We start from the raw sequence: 22,805 nt of genomic DNA on the forward strand, positions 1-22,805 counted from the left end.
GAAACCCGATCATGTGGTCCGGGCCGGCCGTACGGGAGTCCGCCGCTGCGCGCGGGGCGGCGGACTCCCGCCGCTCAGGTGCGCGCCGCCACCGCCGCGGCCAGCCGGGGCGCGGCGAACCGTGTCCCGCAGGTGAACCGCATCAGCGGCCCGAAGGTGGCCGCGGCCTGGATGCCCGTGAAGTACAGGCCGGGCACCGAGGAGCGGAACCCTGCGTCGAGCGCGGGGTAGCCGGCGGTGCGGCCGAGGGCGGCGATCAGCTCGGGGGCGAGGAAGTCCAGCGCGTCCAGGCGCACCCGGTAGCCGGTGGCGGCCAGCACGTGTCCGGTGTCGAGGGTCGCGGTGCGTCCCGCGGCGTCGCGGGTGGTGAGCAGCAGCCGGTCGCCGGCGCGCCGGGCGTCGGTCAGGTGCTGCCCGGCACGGACCGGTACGCCTTCGAGGCGGGGTGCGAGCCACCAGGAGCCGAACGGTCCGAGCACCCGCTTGACCAGGCGCAGCCTGGCGCGTTCCGGCAGACGCGGGAAGGCCGCCGCGTGGTGCACGACCGCGTACAGGCCCCAGGAGCGGCCCAGCGGGGTGTCGGGCCGCCAGTGCGGCGGCCGGCCGGGCGCCGCGCCGAACACCAGGCCCTTGGCACGGACGAGGAGTTGGACCCGGGCCCCGGCCTCGGCGAGCAGGGCCGCGCTCTCCTGCGCCGACTGGCCCGCGCCGATCACCGTCACGTCGCGTCCGGCGAAGCGGGACAGGTCGGCGTGGTGCGAGCTGTGCGAGACCAGTCCCTCGCCGCCCTCGTCCACGAACGGGACCAGCGGCCGGGGGACGTGCGCGAAGCCGTCCATGCCGCTGGCGACGACCACGCTGCCCGCGGTCAGCTCCTCGCCGCTGGCCAGCTTGACCCGGAAGCCCTCGGCCTCGCGTACGACGCCCAGGACACGGACGTTCTCGACCTCGGGCACCAGTTGCTCGGCGAACCAGCGCCCGTAGCGGACGAACATCTCGACGGGCACGGGGTCGTGGCCGCGCGGCGGTGTCTCCCCCAGGCCGCGGACGTGGTCGGCGAGCGTGAATCCGGGACGCGGCGCACAGAGCACCGAGGCGTCCGGCGGCGACTTCAGCAGCATGCCCGCGGGCATGTGCTCGGCCCAACTGGCCATCGGTGAGCCGAAGATCCTGACGTGCAGGCCGCGCGCCTTGAGGTGCGCGGCGGTGGACAGGCCGTAGGGGCCCGCCCCGATGACGGCGACCGTCCTGGTGACGGTCGTGGCGGACGTGGCGGACGTGGACATGTTTTCCCCCCTGACGACAGCCGGATCCGGCGACGACGCGCGGGACGGGGCTGTCTGCGAGACGGACGGTGACGTGCGGCGCGCGGGCCGCTCGGGCCACCACCCGGTCAGGTCGGACGTCAGGCGGCGGCGAGCGGCACGCCGAGCGGGGGACCCCGGCGTACGACACAGTCCACGAGCAGGAGCCGGCGCGGTGAGGCCCGTGCGGGGGCGCCGGACCTGACCATCGGGAGCGGGGTGACACGGGTCCGCTCCTCGGGCACGCGCGGGCCGAGCAGCCGGCACCACCAGGCCCACACGCGGCGCAGTTCGGTGAGGGCGGCGTCCCAGAGCGCGGGGGTGCGGCCGGGCCGGCGCAGCGCGTGCAGCAGGAGGACGAGCAGGGCGGCGGCCACGGCGTGCGCCGCGCCCCGCATCCACTGCCCGGACGATCCGGGCAGGCCGGCGGCAAGCGCGGAGCCGGACACCGTCTGCGCGCCGAACCAGAAGGCGCCCGCCGCCTGGACGGCCACCAGCCGGGTCGACACCGTTGATTCCGCGCCCTCTCGGGTGTCGCGGGGCACGGCCGGGACCAGGAGGACGAGGGCGAGGACGCCGCGCAGACACCATTGCGGCGACGCACCGAAGGCGGCATGCCGGCCAACGATCGCGAGCACCGTGTTGACCAGGGCCCACAGAGCCGCCTGCCCAGCGACGAACCGCGCCGCGCCCGGCACACTGCCGGAGCGGCGCAGGCGGGGCACGGGGGCCGAAGTCGCCATGGCCGCACCATCATCGCCGCCCCGGCACGGCGTTGTCACCACCGCCCGTGAGCACGGTGGCGCCTGGGACTCCTGAGGCCGGGAGTGGCCGCGTCGCCGTCCGCTACCCCGCCGGTTGCGCGCCGTGGGCGACCACGGCCACCGGGACCGTGGAGTGGTGCAGCACCGCGTGGACGACGGAGCCGATGTGGGTGCCGAAGGGGCGCCGGTGGACGCGGCGGCCCACGACCAGGAGCGAGCCCTCGCGCGCGATGTCCACCAGGTGGTGCACCGGGCGGCCGTAGCGGGAGTCCTCGATGACCGGGACGTGGGGATACTTGCGGCGCCACGGCTCCAGGGCCGTGGCGAGCCCCGCTGCCTGCTGTGCGCCCAGCTTCCTGCGCAGGGCCGGGTCGGCGGGCAGCCCGTAGACGTAGTACGGGGAGAGGTCCCAGCAGTGGACGACGCGGAGCGCGGTGTCGCGGTGCGCGGCCTCGTCGAAGGCGAAGTCGAGCAGCCGGTCGTCGGCGCGTTCGGGGTCGAGGCCGAGGATCACGGGCAGGTGCGGCGCGCCGGCGCCGCCGACGGGGTGCTGGGCGTCCGCGGGGACGGGCTGTTGCGCGGTGCGGACGAGGACGACAGGGACGCGGGTGTGGGCGATGACCGACAGGCTCACCGAACCGACGGCGTACCCGGCGACGCGGCCGAGACCGCGGGAGCCGAGGACCAGCAGACCGGCGTCGTGCGCGGCCGCGGTCAGCTCCTGGGCCGGCACGCCCGTGCGCTGCTCGGTGGTGACCGGCGTCCGAGGGTGGTGCGCCGCGAGGCGCTGCGCGCCTTCGCCGAGGATGCGTCCGGTCCAGTGCGCGTATGCCTCGGGGCCGACCAGGGGTGCCTGGGCGAGGGGCTCGGGAACGGGCTGCCGGACGTGCACCAGGTGCAGCGGCTGATCGCGCAACTCGGCTTCGTGAGCGGCCCATTCGGCTGCGGCGCGGCTCTCGGGAGAGCCGTCGAGGCCCACGGTGATCGTGCGGGACATGGTGTCGCCTCCGGGAGGGTCGGGGTGGCGTGCGGGAGGTGGCGGACGGACGGTCCGCACCTGACCCGGCCGGGGACGACCGCCCGTCCCCGCATCCTCGACTCTGGCGGCCGTGCGCCGGGGGCGCGTGTGCCGCGTGGGCCGCGCCCGGAGGGTTGAACAGCCCCTGCGGGAGGGGCTGTTGGGCCCCATGTGCCCTGGGCCGCTCGGACGCCCAAGGCCCCGCTCCCGGGTGCGGAGTCCTCAACTGCCGCTGCCGTACGGGGCGTACAGGTCGAGCAGCCGGGTGCGGGCCGCGTGCAGCCGGTGGGCGAGGACCCGGCCGACCCAGAGGGCCACCGCCTCCCCCAGGTCGCGCTCGTCCCGGCACATCCGTCGGACGGCCTCGGCGTCGAACTCCCAGGCGGTCACCCGGCTCGACGTGCGCGCGGTCATGTGCCACACGTGCGGCGGGAACAGCCAGGACCAGCCGACGAGGTCACCGGAGCCGAGCGTCTCGATGACGGCGGGCCGCCGTCCGGGGATCTTCATGTCGAGGGTGACCGAGCCGCTGCGGATGATCCAGAAACGGTCCGCGCGGCCGCCTTCGCCGAACAGGCGGACCCCCGGTTCCAGGCTGACCGGGCGGGCCGCGCTCATGAGTCGGTCCCGCTGGTCCGCGGGCAGGGTTCTCGACGTACAGGACGTCGTGGTGGTGGTCATGACCGCGCCTCCTCGTGCGTGGGCGGACGATGCCTGCTTTCAGACTCGGCCGCTCGGTCGTGCCGGGCATGGGCCGGTCGGCCCTGTTCGGGGTTCCGGCAGGCCCTGATCAGGAGGGGCGCCGCGCGGATCGGGGACGAGTGGCCCGGCGGCCGGGGCCGTGGGGCACTGCACCGCGCCCGCGCCCCGGGCGGAGGCTGTGACCGGGCCCGCCGGCACGGCACGGAACAGAACGGAACGGAACGGAACGAGGAGAGGAGCCGCCGTGGAATCCCGCATCGTCGGTGAGGTGATGACGTCCCCGGTCGTCGCGGCGCACCGGGACACGTCGCTGAAGAAGGTCGCCGTGCTGCTGGACCGGCACGGGATCGGCGGTCTGCCGGTGGTCGACCTGGACGACAAGGTCGAGGGGGTGATCTCCGGCAGCGATCTGATACGCCATCAGGCGGCGTGCTCACGGCGGGGTTCCGGGCACCGCGGGCGGAGGCACGCGACGCGTCGGCGTCCGGCCGGGACGGAGCCCGGCACGGCGGGCCTGCTGATGACGAGCCCGGCCGTCACCGTGCATCCCGAGGCCCGGGTCGCGGACGCGGCGCGGGTCATGGAGCGGCACCGTATCGAGCGGCTGCCGGTGGTGGACGAGGAGGACCGTCTGATCGGCATCGCCACCCGCCGCGACCTGTTGCGGGTCTTTCTCCGCGGCGACGAGGAGATCCGGCGGGACGTGACCGACGAGGTGGTGCGCGGGACGCTCGGCCTGACTCCCGCGTCGGTGGCGGTGGGTGTCGACAACGGTGTGGTCACCCTGCGGGGGCAGGTGGCGCGCCGGACCGACATTCCGCTGGCGATCCGGCTGGCGTGGCGGTGCGACGGAGTACTGGGGGTGGTCAGCCGGCTGACCGCACGGGCGGCGGACCGGGACTGACCCGGTCCGTGCGGGTCTCCGTCAGCTTCCCTGCCGTCCGCGGGACTCGGTGGCGATCACGGCGGCCTGGATGCGCCGCTCGACGCCCAGCTTGTTCAGGAGCCGGGAGATGTGGTTCTTGACCGTCTTCTCCGCGAGGTAGAGACGCGCGCCGATCTGCCGGTTGGTGAGCCCCTCCCCGATGAGATCGAGGATCTGCCGCTCCCGCTCGGTCAGGCCGGCCAGCGCGTCCGGCTCCACCTCCTCGGCCCCCTCGCCGCGCAGCCGGGCCATCAGCTTCGCCGTGGCGCTCGGGTCGAGCAGGGACTGCCCGGAGGCGACCGTGCGCACGGCTGTGACCAGGTTCGATCCCTCGATCTGCTTCAGTACGTACCCGGACGCGCCGGCCATGATCGAGTCCAGCAGGGCCTCCTCGTCGTCGAACGAGGTCAGCATGAGACAGGCCAGGTCCGGCAGGGTCGAGCGCAGCTCGCGGCAGACCGTCACCCCGTCGCCGTCGGGCAGCCGCACGTCGAGGACGGCGACGTCGGGGCGGAGCGCAGGTACGCGGACCAGCGCCTGCGCCACGTTGGCGGCCTCGCCGACGACCGTGATGTCCGGCTGGTCCTCCAGCAGATCGTGCACCCCCCGGCGGACGACCTCGTGGTCGTCGAGCAGGAAGACCCTGATCGGGGTCCCGGATGCGCGCCGATCACTGTCCGCCATCACACGGCTCCTCTTCCTGTGTCGTCGGTGTGGCGCACCGGGCCACCGGGCGCCCGCCGGGCCGGTCGGATGTTCGACCCACTCCCGATCTTTCGCCATTCCGGGACCAAGGTCCAGGGCCGGTCGGCCCTACCTGTACAGACCGTCGGGGGCCGTACGGAGGCTTCCCGTCGCGGGTGGATCTCCGGGGCGGGGGTTTGGTGGCGCGCGATGGGCCATAAGGCCCTACATCCTTCGGGACCGTCGGGGAACGATGGATGTATGTTCCAGAGCAACAGAGTCCGCGCCCTCGACCGCGAGGAGTGCCTGCGGCTGCTGGCCAAGGTGCCGGTGGGCCGGGTGGTGTACACCCGGCAGGCGCTGCCCGCCGTCCTCCCGGTCAATTTCGCGCTCGACACGGACCACGCCGTCCTGATCCGCACGTCGGCCGACTCGGAACTCGCCGAGGTCGTCGACGGTGTCGTGGTCGCCTTCGAGGTGGACGAGTTCGACGCCGAGCGGGAGTCGGGCTGGAGCGTGGTCGTCACCGGTCACGCCACGGTGGTGACCGACCCCGCCGAGGCCGGGCGGCTGTCCGAGGCCGGGCCCCGGTCCTGGGCCGTCGGGGACGACTGCGTCCTCGTACGGATCGAGCCGGCGATGCTGACCGGCCGCGAACTCGGCCACCGGCCCGCCTGAACCCGCGCACCGCGCCCGCCCCACCGCGCGGGCCGCCCCGCCCACCCGTCACGCGGCCGCCCCAGCCGCCGCACCCGCCTCTCACCTGCACACGCTCTCGACGGCTGCCCCGGCCCATCGGGCATCATGGGCCCCTGAGCCGACGACCGAGGGAGAGGCATGGCGCAGCACGCGCACGGTCCGGACAAGAATGCGGGCTTCGCCTCGTCGGCACCCCAGCTGCGTCTGGACACCCTCATGGAGGAGCTCCAGGAGCAGGTGCAACGGGTCAGGGTGACCCAGAGCCGTGTGCACACGCTCCTCGACGCGGTGCTCGCCATCGGCAGCGATCTCGACCTCGACGTGGTGCTCAACAAGATCGTGGAGTCGGCGATCCATCTGGTCGACTGCCGCTACGGGGCGCTCGGCGTGGTCGGTGAGGAAGGCGGCATCAAGCAGTTCATCACCGTCGGGATCGACGCCGAGACCATCGAGCGGATCGGCCACTACCCGCACGGCGAGGGCATCCTCGGGCTGCTCATCCGCGATCCGCGCGCGCTGCGCCTCGCGGACCTGAGCGAGCACCCGGACTCCGTGGGCTTCCCCTCGGGCCACCCGCCGATGACCACGTTCCTCGGCACGCCCGTGCAGGTGCGCGACGAGGTCTTCGGCAATCTGTACCTCACGGAGAAGCACGGCGGCCGCCCGTTCGACGCCGACGACGAGGCGGTCCTGCGCACGCTGGGCACCGCGGCCGGCGTGGCGATCGCCAACGCCCGTCTCTACGACGACGCGAGGCGCCGCGAACGCTGGCTGGCGGCGAGCAGCGAACTCACCCGGACCCTGCTGTCGGGGGCGGACCCGGGCGCGGTGCTGCACTCGTTCACGGCGACCGTCCGCGAGCTGTCCGACGCGGACCTCGTCACGCTGGCGGTCCCGGTGGGCGACGCGGGCGATCTCGTCGTGGAGGCCGCCGCCGGGGTCGACGCCGAGCACCAGCTGGGCCTGGCCCTGCCCGGGGGCACGAGCCTGGCCGCCAAGGTGTACAGCTCGGGCGAGACGATCGTCAGCCCCGCCCTGGACGACCGGATCCGGGACGAGCCGGCGCCCGCCTCGGCGCCGCGCCTCGGCTCCGCGTTCCTCGTGCCGCTGGGCACCCGCGACCGGGTGCGCGGCGTCCTCCAGGTCGCCAACCTCCAAGGCCGGCCGACGTTCCCCGACGCGACCGTCGCCATGATCACCGGCTTCGCCGACCATGCCGCGCTCGCCCTGGAGATCGCCGAACACCGCCGCGAGGCCGAGCAGTTGCTGGTCCTCAACGACCGGGACCGGATCGCCCGCGACCTGCACGACCTGGCCATCCAGCGGCTGTTCGCCAGCGGGCTGAGCCTGCAGTCCGTGCTCAACCGCCTCTCCGACCAGCCCGAGACCGCGCAGCGGGTACGCCGCGTGGTGGAGGACCTGGACGACACGATCAAGGTCGTCCGCTCCACGATCTACGCGCTGCGCGAGTCGGACCACGCGGACTCCGCGGGCCTGCGCGCCCGCCTGGTCACCCAGATCAACCGGGCGGCGGAGACCCTCGGCTTCACTCCGGCGCTGCGGATGAGCGGCCTGCTGGACACGTCCGTGCCCGACCAGCACGCCGAGCACCTGCTCGCCGTGGTCCGCGAGGCGCTGTCGAACGTCGCCCGGCACGCGGGGGCCACCGCCGTGGAGGTCTCGGCCGAGGCGACCCGGGACCGGCTGCGGCTGCGCGTCGCGGACAACGGCCGCGGTCTCGCACCCGGGACCACCCGCCGCAGCGGTCTGGCCAACATGGCCACCCGGGCCGAGAGCCTCGGCGGGACGTTCGCCGTCTGCGACGGGAGCCCGTCGGGGACGGTGCTGGACTGGAGCGTGCCGTTGGGTCCAGCACCGGCCCCGCCTTCGTGACCCTTCGGCATCCGGTCGTCACCCCGCTCCGCCGTAGGGCACGATCGACGGACGGACCTCAGGAGGGGAAACGTGACCGAGACCACCGAGACCAGCGAAGACCGGCCCGTCGCCGGTGAGACACCACGAGCGCCACGGAGCCGCCTGCAGCGCCTGATGCGCTACATCCCTCTGATCGCGCCCGTCCTGCTGTGGACCGTGCCGTGCTGGCTGCTGCTGTACGCGGGCCAGCACTGGCCGCTCCCCGTCACGCTGGTCTGCACCGGTCTGTTCGTCCTGGGCCTGTGCGGCATGCCGCTCGCGATGGTGCGCGGGCACGGCCGCAGGCAGCAGGACCGCGCGGCCATCATCGGCGACAGCCTGCTCGGCACCATCTGGGTGCTGTTCACCTGGTCCGTCATCCTGGGCGTCCTGCTGCGCCTCGCCCTGACCGTGGCGGGCGTCGGCGACGGCCAGGACCGGGCCCGGATCGTCACCTGGGCGATCCTCGGCACGGCCGCCGTGCTGCTCGGCTGGGGGTACGCCGAGGCCCGCCGGGTGCCACGGGTTCGGCGGCTCGACGTCGAACTCCCGCGCCTGGGCGCCGGGTTGGACGGCGTCCGCGTCGCCCTCATCACCGACACCCACTACGGTCCGCTCGACCGCGCCCGCTGGTCGGAGCGGGTCTGCGAGCAGGTGAACGCCCTGGAGGCCGATCTGGTCTGCCACACCGGCGACATCGCGGACGGCACGGCAGAGCGCCGTCGCGCGCAGGCCGCGCCGCTCGGTACCGTGCGCGCCACCCGGGCCCGGGTCTACGTCACGGGCAACCACGAGTACTACAGCGAGGCCCAGGGCTGGGTCGACCTGATGGACGAACTCGGCTGGGAGCCGCTGCGCAACCGCCATCTGCTGCTCGAACGCGGCGGCGACACCCTCGTGGTGGCCGGCGTGGACGACGTCACGGCCGAGTCCTCCGGGCTCGCGGGCCACGGCGCCCACCTCGCCGGGGCCCTCGACGGCGCCGACCCGAACCTGCCCGTCCTGCTCCTCGCCCACCAGCCCAAGTTCGTCGACCGCGCGGCGGCCCACGGCATCGACCTCCAGTTGTCCGGGCACACCCACGGCGGCCAGATCTGGCCCTTCCACCACCTCGTCGGCATCGACCAGCCGGCCCTCGCCGGCCTCAGCCGCCACGGCGCCCGCACCCTCCTCTACACCAGCCGCGGCACCGGCTTCTGGGGCCCGCCCTTCCGCGTCTTCGCCCCGAGCGAGATCACCCTGCTCGTACTCCGCTCGCCCCGGGGCGCGGCCTCGGTCTAGACGTTGCGCCGGGGTACGCCGACGGCCGCCGCTCTCAACTCCCCTCGGGAGCACGCAGTCTCACGGACTTGCAGGAGGACCACTGGCCTCCGGGCCCGAGAGGTGGCGTCGGAGACCCTGATGAGGGGTCCCGTGCCGTCCGGTCCGGCTCCGTGGCGGGCAGTTCGCGGACGGCGGGTCCGCACGACGTGGATGCTGGAGAACCGCACCTGACCATGACGACCGGGCACCGGTCGGATCGGATCCGATGGAGCAGGTCGCCCACAGCCTCGGCGTAGACCGCAGGACCGTCCACCGCCAACTGGCCGAGCACGGCGCGACGTTCACGACCGTGCTCAACGACACCAGGGCCGAGCTCGCGGTCCGGCTGCTGGAGAGCCGGCGATACTCGCAGACCGAGATCGCCGAGCTCCTCTCCTTCTCGGCACCGAGCAACTTCTCCCGCTGGTTCCGCGCCCGTTTCGGCTGCGCCCCCAGCCGCTGGCCGGCGCCGTAGGGCCGGTGCCTCCTGGTCGGCGCCTGCCGCCGGGTCAGCCCGCGTGCCGGTCCATCCACGCCTCGACCTCGTCCGCCGAGCGCGGCAGGCCCGCCGACAGGTTCTCGTGGCCTTCGGCAGTGACGAGCAGGTCGTCCTCGATCCGCACGCCGATGCCGCGCCACTGCTCGGGCACGCTCAGGTCGTCGGCCTGGAAGTACAGGCCGGGCTCGACGGTGAGCACCATGCCCGGTTCGAGGACTCCGTCGACGTACTCCTCGGTGTGGGCCTGCGCGCAGTCGTGGACGTCGAGGCCCAGCATGTGGCCGGTGCCCGCCATGGTGAAGCGCCGCTGGAGACCGAGTTCGTAGGCGCGCTCGGCCGGTCCCTCGATGAAGCCCCACTCGACGAGCCGGGCCGCGAGACAGCGCTGCGCCGCCTCGTGGAAGTCCCGGTAGGCGGCGCCGGGCTTCACCGCCGCGAAGCCCGCCTCCTGGGCCTCGTACACCGCGTCGTACACCTGACGCTGGACGGGCGTGAAGCGGCCGCTGATCGGCAGCGTGCGGGTGACGTCGGCGGTGTAGAGGGTCCGTGACTCCACGCCGGCGTCGAGGAGCAGCAGGTCGCCGGGGCGCACCGGGCCGTCGTTGTCGGTCCAGTGCATGATCGTGGCGTGTTCGCCGGCGGCGCAGATGCTGCCGTAGCCGACGGCGTTGCCCTCGAGGCGGGCGCGGCGGAAGAAGGTTCCCTCGATCCACCGCTCGGACGTCTGGACCGCCTTCGACAACTCCCCGACCACATCGGTGAATCCCCGCACGGTCGAGTCGACCGCGCCACGGATCTCGGCGATCTCCCACGCGTCCTTGACGAGGCGCAGGTCGTCGAGCGCCGTCACCAGTTCGGCGTCACGGGCGGCGTCCGTGGTGACGGCGGCCTCCAACGCCGGATCCACTCCGCGGACGATGCGGGTGGGTGCACCGCCGGCAGCCAGGTCGGCAGCGGCCGTACGGACGTCCCGGCACTCGATGCCGAGTACGCTCCGGGCCTCCGCGAGGGAACGGCGGCGGCCCATCCAGAGCTCCGCGGTGGCACCCGTCCAGAACCCGTCGTCGTCGCGGCTGTCGCGCGGAAGCTGGTAGCAGTACGCGTCGTGGCCGCCGTCCGCGCGCGGTTCCAGCACCAGCGCGCCGTCACGGGCCTGGTCCCCGGTCAGATGCACGTAGGCCGAGTACGGACGAAACGGGTAGGTGTCGTCGTTCGACCGTACCTTGAGGTTCCCCGAGGGGATGACGAGGCGCTCTCCGGGGAAGCGCGCGGAGAGCGCGGTGCGCCGGGCGGCCGCGTACGGGGCCTGCTCGTCGAGCGTCAGGTCGCGCCGCTCGGTGTCCGCCCAGCGCGTACGCATCAGGGTGGACAGTTCCTCGGAGATCCCGGAGTAGAGCCCGTTCCTGCGGCCTTCCGCCATGACGTACGCCTTCCAATCCTGTGGGTGCTCGGGGTGTTCCGCTGTCGGCAGCGGTCGTCGCGCACCGTAGTCCGCTCGGCATCCCCGTGGTGCCCAGCAGTGCCACTGGCACGGATCAGCCACGCACGAGCTCCGGAAGGCGCCGATAATGCGCTTCATGACGAACGCGAAACTCGGTGCGGCCCTCCGGCTGCTCGGCCTCGACGACGCGGCGGCCCGGCTCTATCCGGCGCTGCTCGACCTGGCTCCCGCTCCGCTGGGCGAGATCGCCGCGGCGGCGGGCCTGGGCGGGGCCGACGACGCGGACGCGGCGTACGGCGCGCTCGTCGACCTGGGTCTTGCCATGGCCACAGGGCCGGACGGGGATCCGGTGGCGCCGGTGCCGCCGGCCGCCGCGCTGGAGGTGCTCGCCCGGCACCGGACGGCGGAGGTCGAGGAGTCGCGGGTCGCCGTCGGCGGTGCCTTCGAGTCGTTCCGGCGCCGACGGCTCGCCACGCACCGGGACACGCTCGTCGAGGTCGTCACCGGCGATGCCGTCGGCCCCCGGACGCGACAGGCCTGGGCGAGTGCCCGCGAGCAGATCCGCCAGCTGGAGTCCCCGCCGTACACCCCCATGCCCGAGTCCACCGACGACGCGCTGGCCACGCTCGCCCGCGGCGTCACCCAGCGGGTCGTCTATTCACGCGAGTCGCTGGAGCATCCAGGCCGCCTGAGGGATTCCATCGAACCGTGCATCAACGCCGGCGAGCAGGCCCGAGTACTCCCCTCGGTACCGGTGAAGCTCGTGATCATCGACGACGCGTACGCCTTGGTGTCGTTGGCCATCGAAGAGGCCGACGTGAACCACACGACGCTGGTCGTGCAGCCGTGCGGGCTGCTGTCCGCGCTGGTGGCCCTGTTCGAGCAGTGCTGGCGCCAGGCTCTGCCGTTCCACGGCCGCACCACGACCCCGGGCGGCCCACCGCCCGCCGACCGCCGTCTGCTGTGGCTCCTCGCGGGCGGCGCGAGCGACGAGACCATCGCCCGCGAACTGGGCATCAGCCGACGCACCCTCTTCCGCCGCCTGCAGATCCTCATGGCCCGGCTCGGCGCCGCGAACCGCTTCCAGCTGGCGTTGCACGCGCAGCGCAACGGCTGGCTGTGAAGGATCCGCCTCGCCGGACACCGTCCACCTGGGCGGGAGGGAGACCCCCTGGCGCAGCCAGAGCGACTTGCCCGCCGAAGAAACCCAACCGACGTGGCGGTCGGCGTTGCCGACGTTGGTGTCCGCGCAACTCCGTTAGGTCGGGACGGTTCGCCTGACAGCGGCTTGCTCGCCCCAGTGGCTCCTGGGAAGTGAGATGCGCGTAGGGCGGTGGGCTGACCGACGCGGGGAGGGCCGCGCGGGAGCGGATCCGGTTGCAGGCTGCTGGTACCGAAGGCGACGACAAGGCAGGACCCGTAAAGAGATTGCTCTCACCCTGCGAGTACCGAAACGCCGGGAACCGGGCCGGTGCACACGGGGGAGGCGGGGCTGCATGGGATCCTGCGTCCATGTCACCGACTTCTCCGCCCGCATCCGTTCCTCTACCATCGTCTCTTCCTCGTACCATGCGAGCCGTCGTCATCACCGGCCACGGAGACCTCGATGTGATCGAGGAGCGCGAGGTGCCGGTACCGCGTCCGGGGCCGGGCGAGGTACTGGTCCGGGTCCATGCGGCAGGGTGCAACAACACCGATCTGTGGACCCGCGAAGGCTCCTACGGTGCGGCTGAGGACCCGGATGTCAGGACGGGATGGCTCGGTCCGCTCGACTTCCCGCGCATCCAGGGAGCCGACGTGGCCGGCACGGTGGTGGCCTGCGGCGATGAGGAAGCCACCGCACTGGTCGGGAAGCGGGTGCTGGTGGACCCGGCCGAGTACGACGGCCCGGGACCGGACGCGCGCCCGGCCGACGTGCTGGGCAGCGAGCGGGACGGGGGGTTCGCCGAGTACGTCGTGGTGCCGAGTGCCCGAGCCCATTCCGTCGAGGGGTCGCCCCTCACGGACGTGGAACTGGCTGCCCTTCCCATCGCCTATGGCACCGCGCTGGGCATGCTCGATCGCGGGTCCGTGTTGAAGGGCCACACCGTGCTCGTCACGGGCGCCTCGGGCGGTGTCGGTCTTGCCGCGGTCCAGTTGGCCCACTCCCGTGGGGCCCGGGTCGTCGCTGTGTGCAGCGGCGACAAGGCAGACGCCGTCCGCAGCGCCGGCGCCGACGCTGTGGTGGACCGGCGACGGGGCGAGGTGCTCGCCGACGCGGTCGCGGCAGCACCGGAGGGATACGACGCGGTCATCGACGTCGTCGCCGGCGCAGTCCTCGGCCCCGGACTGGGGTTGCTGCGGTCCGGGGGACGCTGGGTGGTTGCCGGTGCCCTCGACGGCTGGGCCGTCACCATCGACGTGCGGCGGCTCTACCTCGCCAATCTCTCGCTGGTGGGCTCCACCATGCACACACCGCGGATCTTCGACCACCTGGTGGAGATCGCCCGACGCGGCGACATCAGCCCCGTCGTCGCCGCGACCTTCCCACTCGGACAGGTACGCGAGGCCCAGGCACAACTCGCCCGGCGCAGCCACGTCGGAAAACTGATCGTCGTCCCCTGACCCGAATCCCCCTATGGATCGTGACAGCCGCGCGCACCCACCACAGGCTGCGGTCGAGGAATCCGACTCGGAAGAAGGCGTCGGCAAGCAGGACCGGCTAGGACACCCATGCTTCGGTCAGGTTCTGCACTGCTGAGCCGTCAAGGTCCTTGATCTTCGTGCCGGCGAATGCGCGCGCGCTGTCCGAGGTCAGCACACGGAAGGCGGGCTGCTCGACGGCAAGCAGGTCGACCAGAGTCTGAGCAACATCCATCGGCGTCTGCGCGTTGGCGAAAGCGTTGCGGGTGCGTTCGAGGTAGGCGGACAGGGCCGGGGCGTACGGTCCCATGTCCGGCATGTTGTCGTCGAGACCCACATTGCTGACGAACTCGCTGGCCACAGCGCCCGGTTCGACGACGCTCACGGATACACCGGTGGTCGCCGCAACCGGTGCCAGAGATTCCATGAACCCCTCGACCGCGAACTTGGCCGCGCAGTATGCCTCGTTGAAGGGCTGTCCGACCACGCCGCCGACACTGGTCACCGTGAGCACGCGCCCCTTGCTCTCACGCAGGAGCGGCAGGGCTGCCCGGGTGACGTGCAGCACGCCGAAGAAGTTGACCTCCATCACCGCACGTACGTCCTCGACGCTCTCCTGCTCCAGAGTGCCCACGTGCCCGGCACCGGCGTTGTTGACCAGAGCGTCCAACCGGTCGAGGCCGGCCAGGCACGCCTCGACGGAGACGGGGTCGGTCACGTCCAGCGCCCGGACATCCACGGAGACACCGGCATCCTGGGCCGCCGCTCGAAGGGGGCCGGACTTCCCGGTGTCGCGCATGGTGGCGACCACGTGCCAGCCACTGCGGGCTGCGGCGACAGCGGTGGCAAGACCGATTCCCGAGGACGTTCCCGTGATCAGGACCGTTTTGATGCTCATCGCGATGACACCCGTTCGCAAAGTGCTGGATCTTGGATCCTCAGTATCGCGCCGCTTCACCGCACCCGCACAGCGCCCGCACAGCGCCCCAGAATCCACGTAGCGGCATGCCCCAAGATCTTCCGCCGGCAAACGATCGTCTGACAACGGGTCGCCGACGCGTCCGATGAACCCGCGCAGATCGGGAGTCCACGGCGCCCATCATCAGGACCCTCTGCTTCGTCCGGGACGGATTAACCAGGCCGGCCGGGCGCATCCGGTCCCCGCCGTCGACGGCGGTCGAGGTCACTGGACAATCGAACCGTGTGCCCGAACCTGCCGCCCGAGTATCGTCTAGCAGGCTCGGCTCACCCACCGGCGAAACTCAACTGAACGTGACGGTTGTCCGGCTCCCAGCGCCCGATCTCGATCTCGATCGGCTGATCTTCGTGACGGCGGACGCGTCGGTGGACGTGGTGAGCACACCGACGAGTGCCTGAGCGGGGGCATGACGCCGGGGTGCGGGTGGAGCGGTAGGTGAGGTGACGAGCGGGCTCGGGGGCCTCCACGCTGCGCTCGCCGGTCACAGGGTGCGGCCGTTGAAGTGGATCGCTCCGGCTGACGACCGCTCGTCGCTTCGGTCCAGGCCCGTCCGAGGCGCTCTCATCGGCTGATCCGCACGGTCACGGCGGCGTACGGCGCCAGCGGCCACACGCTCGGCTCGGCCGTCGCCCGGACGGCGGGTTCACCGGTCGGGCTCTCGTCCAGGCGGGCCGGGACGAGCAGAGCGCCGGGCGGGGCGTGGACGCGGGCCCGCGCCGGGGAGGCGGTGGGGTTGGTGAGGCGCAGGATCAACGCGCCGCCGTCCACGCCCGCGCCGCCGGGTTCGGCCGGCTTGAGGGCGGTCAGGAGCGCGCCTTCGACGCGGACCGCCGCGTCGGCGTCGGCAGGGACTGTGCCCGGTCGGGCTTGCCAGGCACGCAGCGGCGTCCGGTACGCAGCGGCGAGGCGGGCGAGATCGGTGTCGTCGGCAACCGCGTGCCCGAACGCGGCGGCCAGCCGGAATCGGTGCACGCCGGGCAGTTGGGCGTCCGGTGTCGCCAGCATGGGTCCGGCGCCGGTGGTCCGCGAGCGCAGGTCGAAGCGGGAGAGCCAGCCCACGCAGCGCAGCAGCGTCACCACGATCTCCTGGTCGGCGCCGGTGGCCGTCTCCGCGCCGCCGAGCGCCCGCATCTCGGGCAGGCCAGGAGCGAACAGGGCACTGCGATGGACCCCGCGGCCCACGGCGCCCAGACTCTGCACCGGGGCGGAGCCGCAGACCGCCTCGTGCCCGCGTGCGTCCGGGAGGGGGCCGAGGTCGGCGGCCACCGGCCGTTCCAGCAGGGACCAGTGACCGTCGCCCGTCCAGGTGTCGGCGCCGTGCGCGGTCGGCAGGTGCAGGCGCAGGCGGTGGTCGCGGGCCCGGTTGTCGATCTCGACGTCCCAGCGCAGCAGCGGGTCGCCGGGACGCGTCGAGACGGTGACACGGACCGGTACGGCGACGGTGTCGCGCGTGCGGCGGGTGCGGTCCGGGGTCAGGCCGGCCGGCAGGTCGAGGACCGCGTCGATCTCCAGTACCTCGCGCACGGATGACCTGCGGGCTCGGACCCGGACGAGCCGGGGCCGTACGGTCATGTCACCGACGGGCGGGTCGTAGTTGTAGGTGTCCCCCGCGTCGCCGCCGTCGGTGAGCAGGCCGAGGCCCAGCAGTGTCGTGCCGTCGGCGCGATGCCAGGTGAGGGAGGCGTCGGCGGCCGCGGTGAGACGGCCTCCGTCGGGGGCGGTGATGCCGACGGATGCGGAGGTCTGGACGGGTGCGGGCAGACCGTCGAGGGCAGCGGTGTCGCCGGAACCCGGCAGCGCGACAGTGCCCGCGGCACCGCCAGGAACCGGTCGGCTCCCCGCATGCGGCAGCCCGCCGGGGGCCGACCGGGCGTCCGAACCCGGCAGGGCGTCGGCAGCGGGTGGGCCACCGTGCTGCGTGACGCCGTCGCGCGCGGCGGTGAGGTGGGTGTCCGTGTCCTGGTTCGCGAGGGCTTCGAGACGGACCGTCAGGACACGGCGGCCCAGGCCCGGAACCGGCGGTGCGGCCACGCGCAGGCGGTGCCGCAGGGAAGGGCGGGAGTCGGGCAGCAGGTCGATGTCCGCCTCGAACGCCGTCTCCTCGCCCAGCGTCTCGGCCTCGAAGGCGACCGGGGTGCCGTCGGCGGTGCTGATCTCGACAGGGTGGCGGCCGGGTGCGGTGAGAAGGTCCACTTCGACGAGGTCGGTGGCCGTGTCACCGTGCGGGTTGACGACGACCAGGTGCGTGATGTCCTCGCAACGATCCCCATAGGCGCGTACGTCGAGGCCGGCGGCGGCCAGCGCGCGGGTCACGACGTGGTCGCCGAGTTGGGTGACGCGTTCGTAGCGGACGGCGTTCTCGCGGTGGACCTCGTCGACGCTGCACCCGCAGATGCTGTCGTGGGGCGCGTTGCGCAGCAGCAGCTCCCAGGCGTGGTCGAGGTCGGCGCGCAGCGTCGCGTCGTCGGGGGCGTGCAGGGCGAGGAGCGGTTCGGCCCAGCGTTCGAGCAGGTTCTGTGCGGCGATGTTGGCCTGCTTGAGGTCGGTGCGGGCGGACAGCGTGCCGGGCAGAATGAACGTCAAGTAGCCCGCTGGATCTCTGAGTTCACCCTCGCGCAGGGGGAGGTCCGCGGGGTCGGCGGCCGCGCGGGCGTGGGTGAAGAACTCTTCCAGCGTGCTGTGGCGCACGGTGGTGGCACGGACGACGTCGGTTGCGGCGATCTCAGCGAGGCGGCGGGCGGGGTCGGTGGGGGCGAGGTGGTCGCCGCCGTTCATCAGCAGCCAGGGGCCGCCGGGCAGGCGGTCGCGTTCGGTGGCCAGGAAGCCCGCCAGGCGCTCGGCGGCGGCCTCGGCGTCGTCGCCCCAGAGGACTTCGGCGCCGTGGTACCCCTGGTTGACGGCGAACACCTCGCTGCCGTCGGGCGAGCGCCAGCGGAAGCGGGCCACTCCCTCCGGGGCGCCGCGCCACACGAGCGCGGTGTCCATGCCGAATCCGTTCAGCAGCCGGGGCAGGTCGGCGGGGTGGCCGAACGCGTCCGGGGAGTACCCGACGCCGGCCGGCGTGCCGGGGGCATGACGGCGGGCGGCGAGGAGGTTGCGGATCAGGTTCTCGCCGGAGACGAGCTGGTTGTCGGCGAGCACGTGCCAGGGCCCCACGGTGAGCCGCCCGGCCGCGGCGTGCGCGCGCAGGCGGTCGGCGAGGTCGGGGCGCAGCGCGGCGACGTCAGCCAGGACGATGGTCTGACCGTCGAGGTGGAAGGTGTCCATCCGGCCGTCGTCGAGCTCGTCGCAGACCCGGGCGGCGAGTTCGACGAGCCGGGCGCGGAACGCCTCGAAGGGCCGGTACCACTCGCGGTCCCAGTGGACGTGCGTGACGACGTGGCAGACGGCGGCGTCCACGGCGGTGGTTCCCACGGCGCGCATGGCACGGTCGTCCGGGGCGGCGGACGTCTCCGGGGCGGCGGACGTCTGCGGGGCGGATGTCGCGGAGGTGGTCATGCGGGGAACTCCTCGCGGGCGGTGCGGTGGGCGGAGGGCGACGACGGCAGGGCCGCCACGAAGCGTTCGGTGATGCTGGCCGGGCGGGTGATGGCGCCGCCGACGACGACCGTGTGCGCCCCGAGGGCCAGGGCGTGCGCGGCCTGTTCGGGCGTGGAGATGCGGCCCTCGGCCACGACCGGCACGTCGAGTCTCGCGACGAGGGCGGCCAGGAGCGCGAAGTCGGGTCCCGGGCCGGGAGCGCCGCAGGCGCCGTCACCGGGGACGTCGTCGGTGTAGCCGGACAGTGTCGTGGCCACGGCGGCGGCTCCCGCGCGTGCGGCGGCGATCCCTTGCTCCACGGTGGCGACGTCCGCGAGGACGACGATGCCCTCGGCGCGCAGCGCGCGGATCGTGTCAGCGAGACTGCGGCCGTCGGGGCGCGGCCGGTCGGTGGCGTCGAGGGCCACGATGTCCGCGCCGCTCGCGGCGATGCGGCGGGCGTGGTCGAGCGTGGGCGTGATGTAGACGCCGCGCTCGCCGTCTTTCCACAGCCCGATCACGGGCACGCCGACCGCGGCGCGTACGGCCGCCACGTCGACGGGCGTGTTGACCCGCACGCCGACCGCGCCACCGTCCACGGCGGCGCGGGCCATGCGGGCCATGATGTCGGCGCCGTGCAGCGCTTCGCCGTGCAGGGCCTGGCAGGAGACGACGAGACCGCCGCCGAGCCGGGTCAGGGCGTCGGCGGTGGCGTCGGGGGCGACCGGAACGGGTGCGGGCTGCACGGCGGGCCTTTCTTCGGTCATGCGTTCACCGCCGGAGCGGCTGCGGAGGGCGCGGCGCACGGGGCACCGGGCAGGGTGCGGGCGACGTGGTGCCACAGCGCCGTGGCGGACTGCGCCCAGGTCAGACGCGCGGGCAGGGCGGGCAGCGGGCCGCCCGCGAGATGCTCGGCGGCGGCGCGCAGCGGGCGTACGGACTCCTCGGTGGCCTGTTCGTCGGGGCGGACGTCGAGGTCGTGCGCACGGTCGCCGTCGAGCGCGCCTGCCGCGCCGAGCAACTGGACGCCGACGAAGTCGGCGTGGTCGTCGGGCACGTCGAGGGCCCAGGCGAGCGGGACACCGTGGTGCGCCAACCGGGCCTGGAGCAGGGTCAGTTCGGCCCGCTCGGCCACGACGGCGGCAGGAGCGATGTTCCGTTCGCAGGATTGCGCGGCAAGCGCTCCGGCGGCCTCGCCGACGGCCCACTCGCCGTGGTGGACGCGGTACGCGGCCGCGGCAACCTGGGTGGCGCCGAGGTTCTTGGCGGCGGCCAGCAGATTGCCGGGCCGGGGCGCGACCAGTGCGGACAGCGGCACCTGGAACGGGGCGGTCGGCGCGTACGCGCTGCGTGGATGACCGACCCTGCTGTGCAGGTCCATGTGGTAGAGGGCGATCCCGCCCGAGTCGGTGAAGGCGCGGGCGCGGGCGTGCCCGGGTACGGGTTCGAGGTCCTGTTGGCGTACCGGTTGCGGGGTCCGCAGGCGGCGCGACTCACGCAGGTAGGGCTCCTCCGCGTAGCCGTCGGCGGTGCCCGCGATCTGTGGGGCGAGGACGAATTCGGGGTAGCCGGTGCCGCCGTCGTCGCGCGGGCACTCGGTGCGCAGCCAGTGCAGGAACGCCGCGGACAACCGTTTCGCCTCGGCGTAGGCATGCTCGGGGTCGGCCAGGGCGGAGCGGTCGGCGTAGTCGTTGCCCGCCCAGTTGATGAGTGCGACGTCGGTTCCGCCGACGGCTGCGGCGTCACGGAGTCGGCGGTAGGTCCAGAACGGCAGGTGACCGTCGGGGCCGTTCTCGAACATCCGGTACCGGTGGGCGCGATCGTCCCAGCCGGCGATGTCCAGGGTGAACGGCTGGGCGTCCCGCCACCGTTCGTAGCCCTCGGGGGCGGCGCCCGGGGCGGGCGGTGGTACGTCGTCGGGCAGGCGTTGGACGAGGAAGCCGACGGTGCAGGACTGCACGGCGTCCGGCTGTTCCGGTCCGGGCAGTGCGAGGGATTCACCGAAGGCGTCCTGCCCCTCCGATCCGCACACCCAGGGCACGTCGGCCAGCGGGAGGAGGTCACCGGCCTCGGTGGCATCGCAGAAGACGCGGCCGGTGACGACGATCGCGCGGACGCGTGCGGTCAGGTCGTCGGGGTTGTCGGACCGGCGCCGCGGGACGACGTCGGCGGCCGTCTCCCGTGAGCCCGTAGGGACGAAGGTGATGGCGTCGACGCGTTCATCGCTCAGGTGGACGGCGGTGGGTGACAGCCCGCGCAGGACGGTGAGCCGGCCCTCGGCCACGTGCGCGGCGAGCATGTCCTCCAGCGCCTCCTCCGCCGCGTAGGGCTCGAAGCACAGGCGGCTGACCCAGCCGCCCCCCGGGTTCGCGAGACCCCCGTAGCGCGCGCGGACCAGGGCGCGGAAGGTGCGGTAGGAGCGGGAGACGCCGCCGGTCTCGACGTACGGGTGCTCGTCGAGCGCGGGCACCAGCTGCGTCGTGGCCTGCCCTCCGAGGCGGCCGCGGCCTGCGACGAGGGCGACGCGGCGGCCGGCGCGGGCGGCCGCGAGCGTGGCGGCGACGGCGCCGAGCCCTGAGCCGACGACCACCACATCGGCGTCGATACGGTCGCGGGGCGTGGTCATGCGTTCTCCGTGGATCGTCGGGCGGCTGACGGCCGATGGGTGTCGGGGGCGGGTTCGAGTCGGAAGTCCGCCTCGAACGTGCGGTGCCACGGCAGCCGGACGCTGTCCGGTGCCACCGTGAGACCGAACTCCGGCAGGGCGGCGAGGTGTTCGGCGAGCCCTTCGGCGATCTCGGTGAGCACGGGGTGCCCCTCGGGTACGTGGTCGTGGCGGCCGGGCACCGTGGCGAGGGCGGCGCGGGCGCGCCGGCGGACCTGCGTCATGTAGCCCCAGTCCTCGGTGAACCGGTGCGCGAGCAGCTCGCGGTGGGCGGCGGCGTCGAACGTACCGACGCCCTGGGCGAGTCGGGCGGCGACCGCATGGGCGATGACGGTGCCCAGCGTGTTGCCCGCCGTGTTCCATCCGGCGTACGCGATGAGCCGGTGGGCGATACCGCGTTCGAGCAAGGCGCGGACGAGCAGCGGGTCGGCGCCGTTGGGCTGTGCGCAGTCGGCGACGGCCACGGCATGTCCGGTGTCGAGGAGCCGGGCGGCTCGTTCCGCGAGGGCGGCCGCGGTCGGCGCGGCGTCCGGGGCGCGGTGCGCCGGGGGCGCGATGGCCCAGTCGCCGGCACCGTCCGGGGTGTGCACGAGCAGCACCACGTCGGCGTCGGGCCGCTCGGTGCGACGGGCGCCGCAGGCCGCGATCTGTCCGGAGGCGGTGTCGTCGACCGGCATGTTCTCGTACGGGGCGACGCGGGCGAGGCCGTCCGCGACGACGGCCTCCACACGGACGGTGACCGGCGCCGTACCGTGGCGGGCCCCGTACAGGCCGGTCAGGGTGCGGGCGACGAGGGTCGTGGTCGCCTCGTCGGCTCCGGGCCGCACGGCGACGCTCTCGCCGCACTCCAACCGGTCGGCCCAGCGCCGCAGTTCGGTCAGCTCGGCGGTGGCGAGGCCCCAGGGCGCGGTGTCGTCGGCGCCCACGACGAGGGTGTCGAGGACGCCTTCGGCACAGAGGGCGAGGGCGGCGAGGTTCGCGCTGTGGTTGCGCAGCCGGCGCCGCAGGAAATCGCCGCGTACGGCGGTGGGCAGGGCGGTGCGGGCGGCGGCGAGTGCACCGGGGTCCGGTTCCGCGCCGCTCTGGGTGCGGTGCAGGGCGGCGGACAGGCGGTGCAGGGCGGGCCCGTGCGGATCCCAGTAGACGGGCTCCTCCATGGCGTCGGCGGAGTCCGGGGTGCGGGTGACGAGGGTGACGGCGTGCAAGGGGACGCCCTGGACGGCGACGCGGCGCAGGACATCCAGACGGGCGGTGATCCGCGCGAGGTCGGTGCTCGTCGTGTCGCTCGTACGGGAGGCGATGAGGCCGCCGTGGCCGAGGGTTTCGAGGCTGACGACGGCCGCGTCGACGCCCTTGGTGCCCTGCTCCAGCCAGGCGCCGAGAGCATCGGCGTCGCCCGGGGTACGCAGCCGCGGCATGAGGGACGCGGGCGGGGTACGGACCGTGACACCGGCGACGGCGGCGACCTGGGCGGGCAGCACGGCGCAGGCGGGACGCTCGTCGAGGGGCAGGAGGGCGATGACGGTCGCATCGCCGCGAGGAACGCCGCTCCCCGAGCCGGACGCGGAGGTCTCCGCTGCGGGGAGCGCGCGCTGCGGCAGCGGGCCCGCGTCCACGGCCGCGACCGACTCGCGGCGAGCGGCGGTCGCAGGTTCACGCTGAGTGCTCACGGCATGGGTCCTCTGAATGGTGCGGATGGAACGGGTGGGACGGGCAGGACAGGTGGGACGAGTGGGACGGACAGGTCGGGTGGGACGGACAGGACGGG

The 22,805-nt window shown here is 73.6% G+C and carries 18 protein-coding genes; 7 read left to right on the forward strand and 11 right to left on the reverse strand.

The window, feature by feature from the left end:
• Positions 1-74: 74 nt before the first annotated feature.
• The 4 genes from J3486_RS13565 to J3486_RS13580 all read right to left on the reverse strand — a co-directional run bounded on the left by J3486_RS13565 (position 75) and on the right by J3486_RS13580 (position 3,767).
• Complete coding sequence (locus J3486_RS13565; protein WP_207820526.1) at positions 75-1,286, reverse strand: NAD(P)-binding domain-containing protein; 1,212 nt, start codon at positions 1,284-1,286, stop codon at positions 75-77.
• A gap of 119 nt (positions 1,287-1,405) precedes the next feature.
• Complete coding sequence (locus J3486_RS13570) at positions 1,406-2,047, reverse strand: hypothetical protein (protein ID WP_207820527.1); 642 nt, start codon at positions 2,045-2,047, stop codon at positions 1,406-1,408.
• A gap of 103 nt (positions 2,048-2,150) precedes the next feature.
• Positions 2,151-3,065: a universal stress protein gene (locus J3486_RS13575; protein WP_207820528.1), complete on the reverse strand. Its 915-nt coding sequence runs from the start codon at positions 3,063-3,065 to the stop codon at positions 2,151-2,153.
• A gap of 243 nt (positions 3,066-3,308) precedes the next feature.
• On the reverse strand, positions 3,309-3,767 hold the full coding sequence (locus J3486_RS13580; RefSeq protein ID WP_207820529.1) for a cyclic nucleotide-binding domain-containing protein: 459 nt from the start codon (positions 3,765-3,767) through the stop codon (positions 3,309-3,311).
• 265 nt (positions 3,768-4,032) lie between these two features.
• Between J3486_RS13580 and J3486_RS13585 the strand changes: the two genes are divergently transcribed.
• The gene (locus J3486_RS13585; RefSeq protein ID WP_307804799.1) at positions 4,033-4,692 is read left to right on the forward strand and encodes a CBS domain-containing protein; all 660 of its coding nucleotides are present in this window, start codon (positions 4,033-4,035) and stop codon (positions 4,690-4,692) included.
• A gap of 21 nt (positions 4,693-4,713) precedes the next feature.
• Here J3486_RS13585 and J3486_RS13590 read toward each other — a convergent pair whose 3' ends face one another.
• Positions 4,714-5,397, reverse strand: coding sequence for a response regulator transcription factor (locus tag J3486_RS13590; RefSeq protein ID WP_207820530.1), 684 nt, complete (start codon positions 5,395-5,397; stop codon positions 4,714-4,716).
• 261 nt (positions 5,398-5,658) lie between these two features.
• Between J3486_RS13590 and J3486_RS13595 the strand changes: the two genes are divergently transcribed.
• The 4 genes from J3486_RS13595 (at position 5,659) to J3486_RS13610 (ending at position 9,787) form a co-directional block, all read left to right on the forward strand.
• Positions 5,659-6,075, forward strand: coding sequence for a pyridoxamine 5'-phosphate oxidase family protein (locus J3486_RS13595; RefSeq protein ID WP_207820531.1), 417 nt, complete (start codon positions 5,659-5,661; stop codon positions 6,073-6,075).
• A gap of 159 nt (positions 6,076-6,234) precedes the next feature.
• Entirely contained in the window at positions 6,235-7,989 is a 1,755-nt protein-coding gene (locus J3486_RS13600) for a GAF domain-containing sensor histidine kinase (RefSeq protein WP_207820532.1), read from the forward strand.
• Positions 7,990-8,061: 72 nt separating this feature from the next.
• Positions 8,062-9,291: a metallophosphoesterase gene (locus tag J3486_RS13605; RefSeq protein ID WP_207820533.1), complete on the forward strand. Its 1,230-nt coding sequence runs from the start codon at positions 8,062-8,064 to the stop codon at positions 9,289-9,291.
• A gap of 247 nt (positions 9,292-9,538) precedes the next feature.
• On the forward strand, positions 9,539-9,787 hold the full coding sequence (locus J3486_RS13610; RefSeq protein ID WP_207820534.1) for a helix-turn-helix transcriptional regulator: 249 nt from the start codon (positions 9,539-9,541) through the stop codon (positions 9,785-9,787).
• A 34-nt stretch (positions 9,788-9,821) separates the two neighbouring features.
• Here the strand turns inward: J3486_RS13610 and J3486_RS13615 are convergent, their stop codons facing one another.
• Positions 9,822-11,231: an aminopeptidase P family protein gene (locus J3486_RS13615; protein WP_207820535.1), complete on the reverse strand. Its 1,410-nt coding sequence runs from the start codon at positions 11,229-11,231 to the stop codon at positions 9,822-9,824.
• 157 nt (positions 11,232-11,388) lie between these two features.
• Between J3486_RS13615 and J3486_RS13620 the strand changes: the two genes are divergently transcribed.
• Together J3486_RS13620 and J3486_RS13625 are read left to right on the forward strand one after the other, a co-directional pair.
• Positions 11,389-12,375 (forward strand): LuxR C-terminal-related transcriptional regulator, encoded by a 987-nt coding sequence (locus tag J3486_RS13620; RefSeq protein WP_207820536.1) that lies wholly within the window; start codon positions 11,389-11,391, stop codon positions 12,373-12,375.
• A 446-nt stretch (positions 12,376-12,821) separates the two neighbouring features.
• The gene (locus J3486_RS13625) at positions 12,822-13,856 is read left to right on the forward strand and encodes a zinc-binding dehydrogenase (protein WP_229377971.1); all 1,035 of its coding nucleotides are present in this window, start codon (positions 12,822-12,824) and stop codon (positions 13,854-13,856) included.
• Positions 13,857-13,953: 97 nt separating this feature from the next.
• Here J3486_RS13625 and J3486_RS13630 read toward each other — a convergent pair whose 3' ends face one another.
• The 5 genes from J3486_RS13630 to J3486_RS13650 form a co-directional block, all read right to left on the reverse strand.
• A complete protein-coding gene (locus tag J3486_RS13630) occupies positions 13,954-14,772 on the reverse strand; it encodes an SDR family oxidoreductase (RefSeq protein ID WP_207820538.1) in 819 nt (272 codons plus the stop codon).
• 642 nt (positions 14,773-15,414) lie between these two features.
• On the reverse strand, positions 15,415-18,351 hold the full coding sequence (locus tag J3486_RS13635) for a hypothetical protein (protein ID WP_207820539.1): 2,937 nt from the start codon (positions 18,349-18,351) through the stop codon (positions 15,415-15,417).
• Positions 18,348-19,139, reverse strand: coding sequence for an N-acetylmannosamine-6-phosphate 2-epimerase (locus J3486_RS13640; RefSeq protein ID WP_207820540.1), 792 nt, complete (start codon positions 19,137-19,139; stop codon positions 18,348-18,350). Before J3486_RS13640 ends, J3486_RS13635 begins: the two co-directional genes overlap by 4 nt.
• Positions 19,136-20,998 carry an FAD-dependent oxidoreductase gene (locus J3486_RS13645; RefSeq protein WP_207820541.1) on the reverse strand — a complete coding sequence of 621 codons (1,863 nt, stop codon included), beginning with the start codon at positions 20,996-20,998 and terminating at the stop codon, positions 19,136-19,138. The genes J3486_RS13640 and J3486_RS13645 overlap by 4 nt, the downstream gene beginning before the upstream one ends.
• Positions 20,995-22,707, reverse strand: coding sequence for a DUF4127 family protein (locus tag J3486_RS13650; RefSeq protein WP_207820542.1), 1,713 nt, complete (start codon positions 22,705-22,707; stop codon positions 20,995-20,997). The genes J3486_RS13645 and J3486_RS13650 overlap by 4 nt, the downstream gene beginning before the upstream one ends.
• Between the last annotated feature and the right edge of the window lie 98 nt (positions 22,708-22,805).

It is taken from the genome of Streptomyces sp. VRA16 Mangrove soil, assembly GCF_017377775.1.
Lineage (GTDB): Bacteria > Actinomycetota > Actinomycetes > Streptomycetales > Streptomycetaceae > Streptomyces.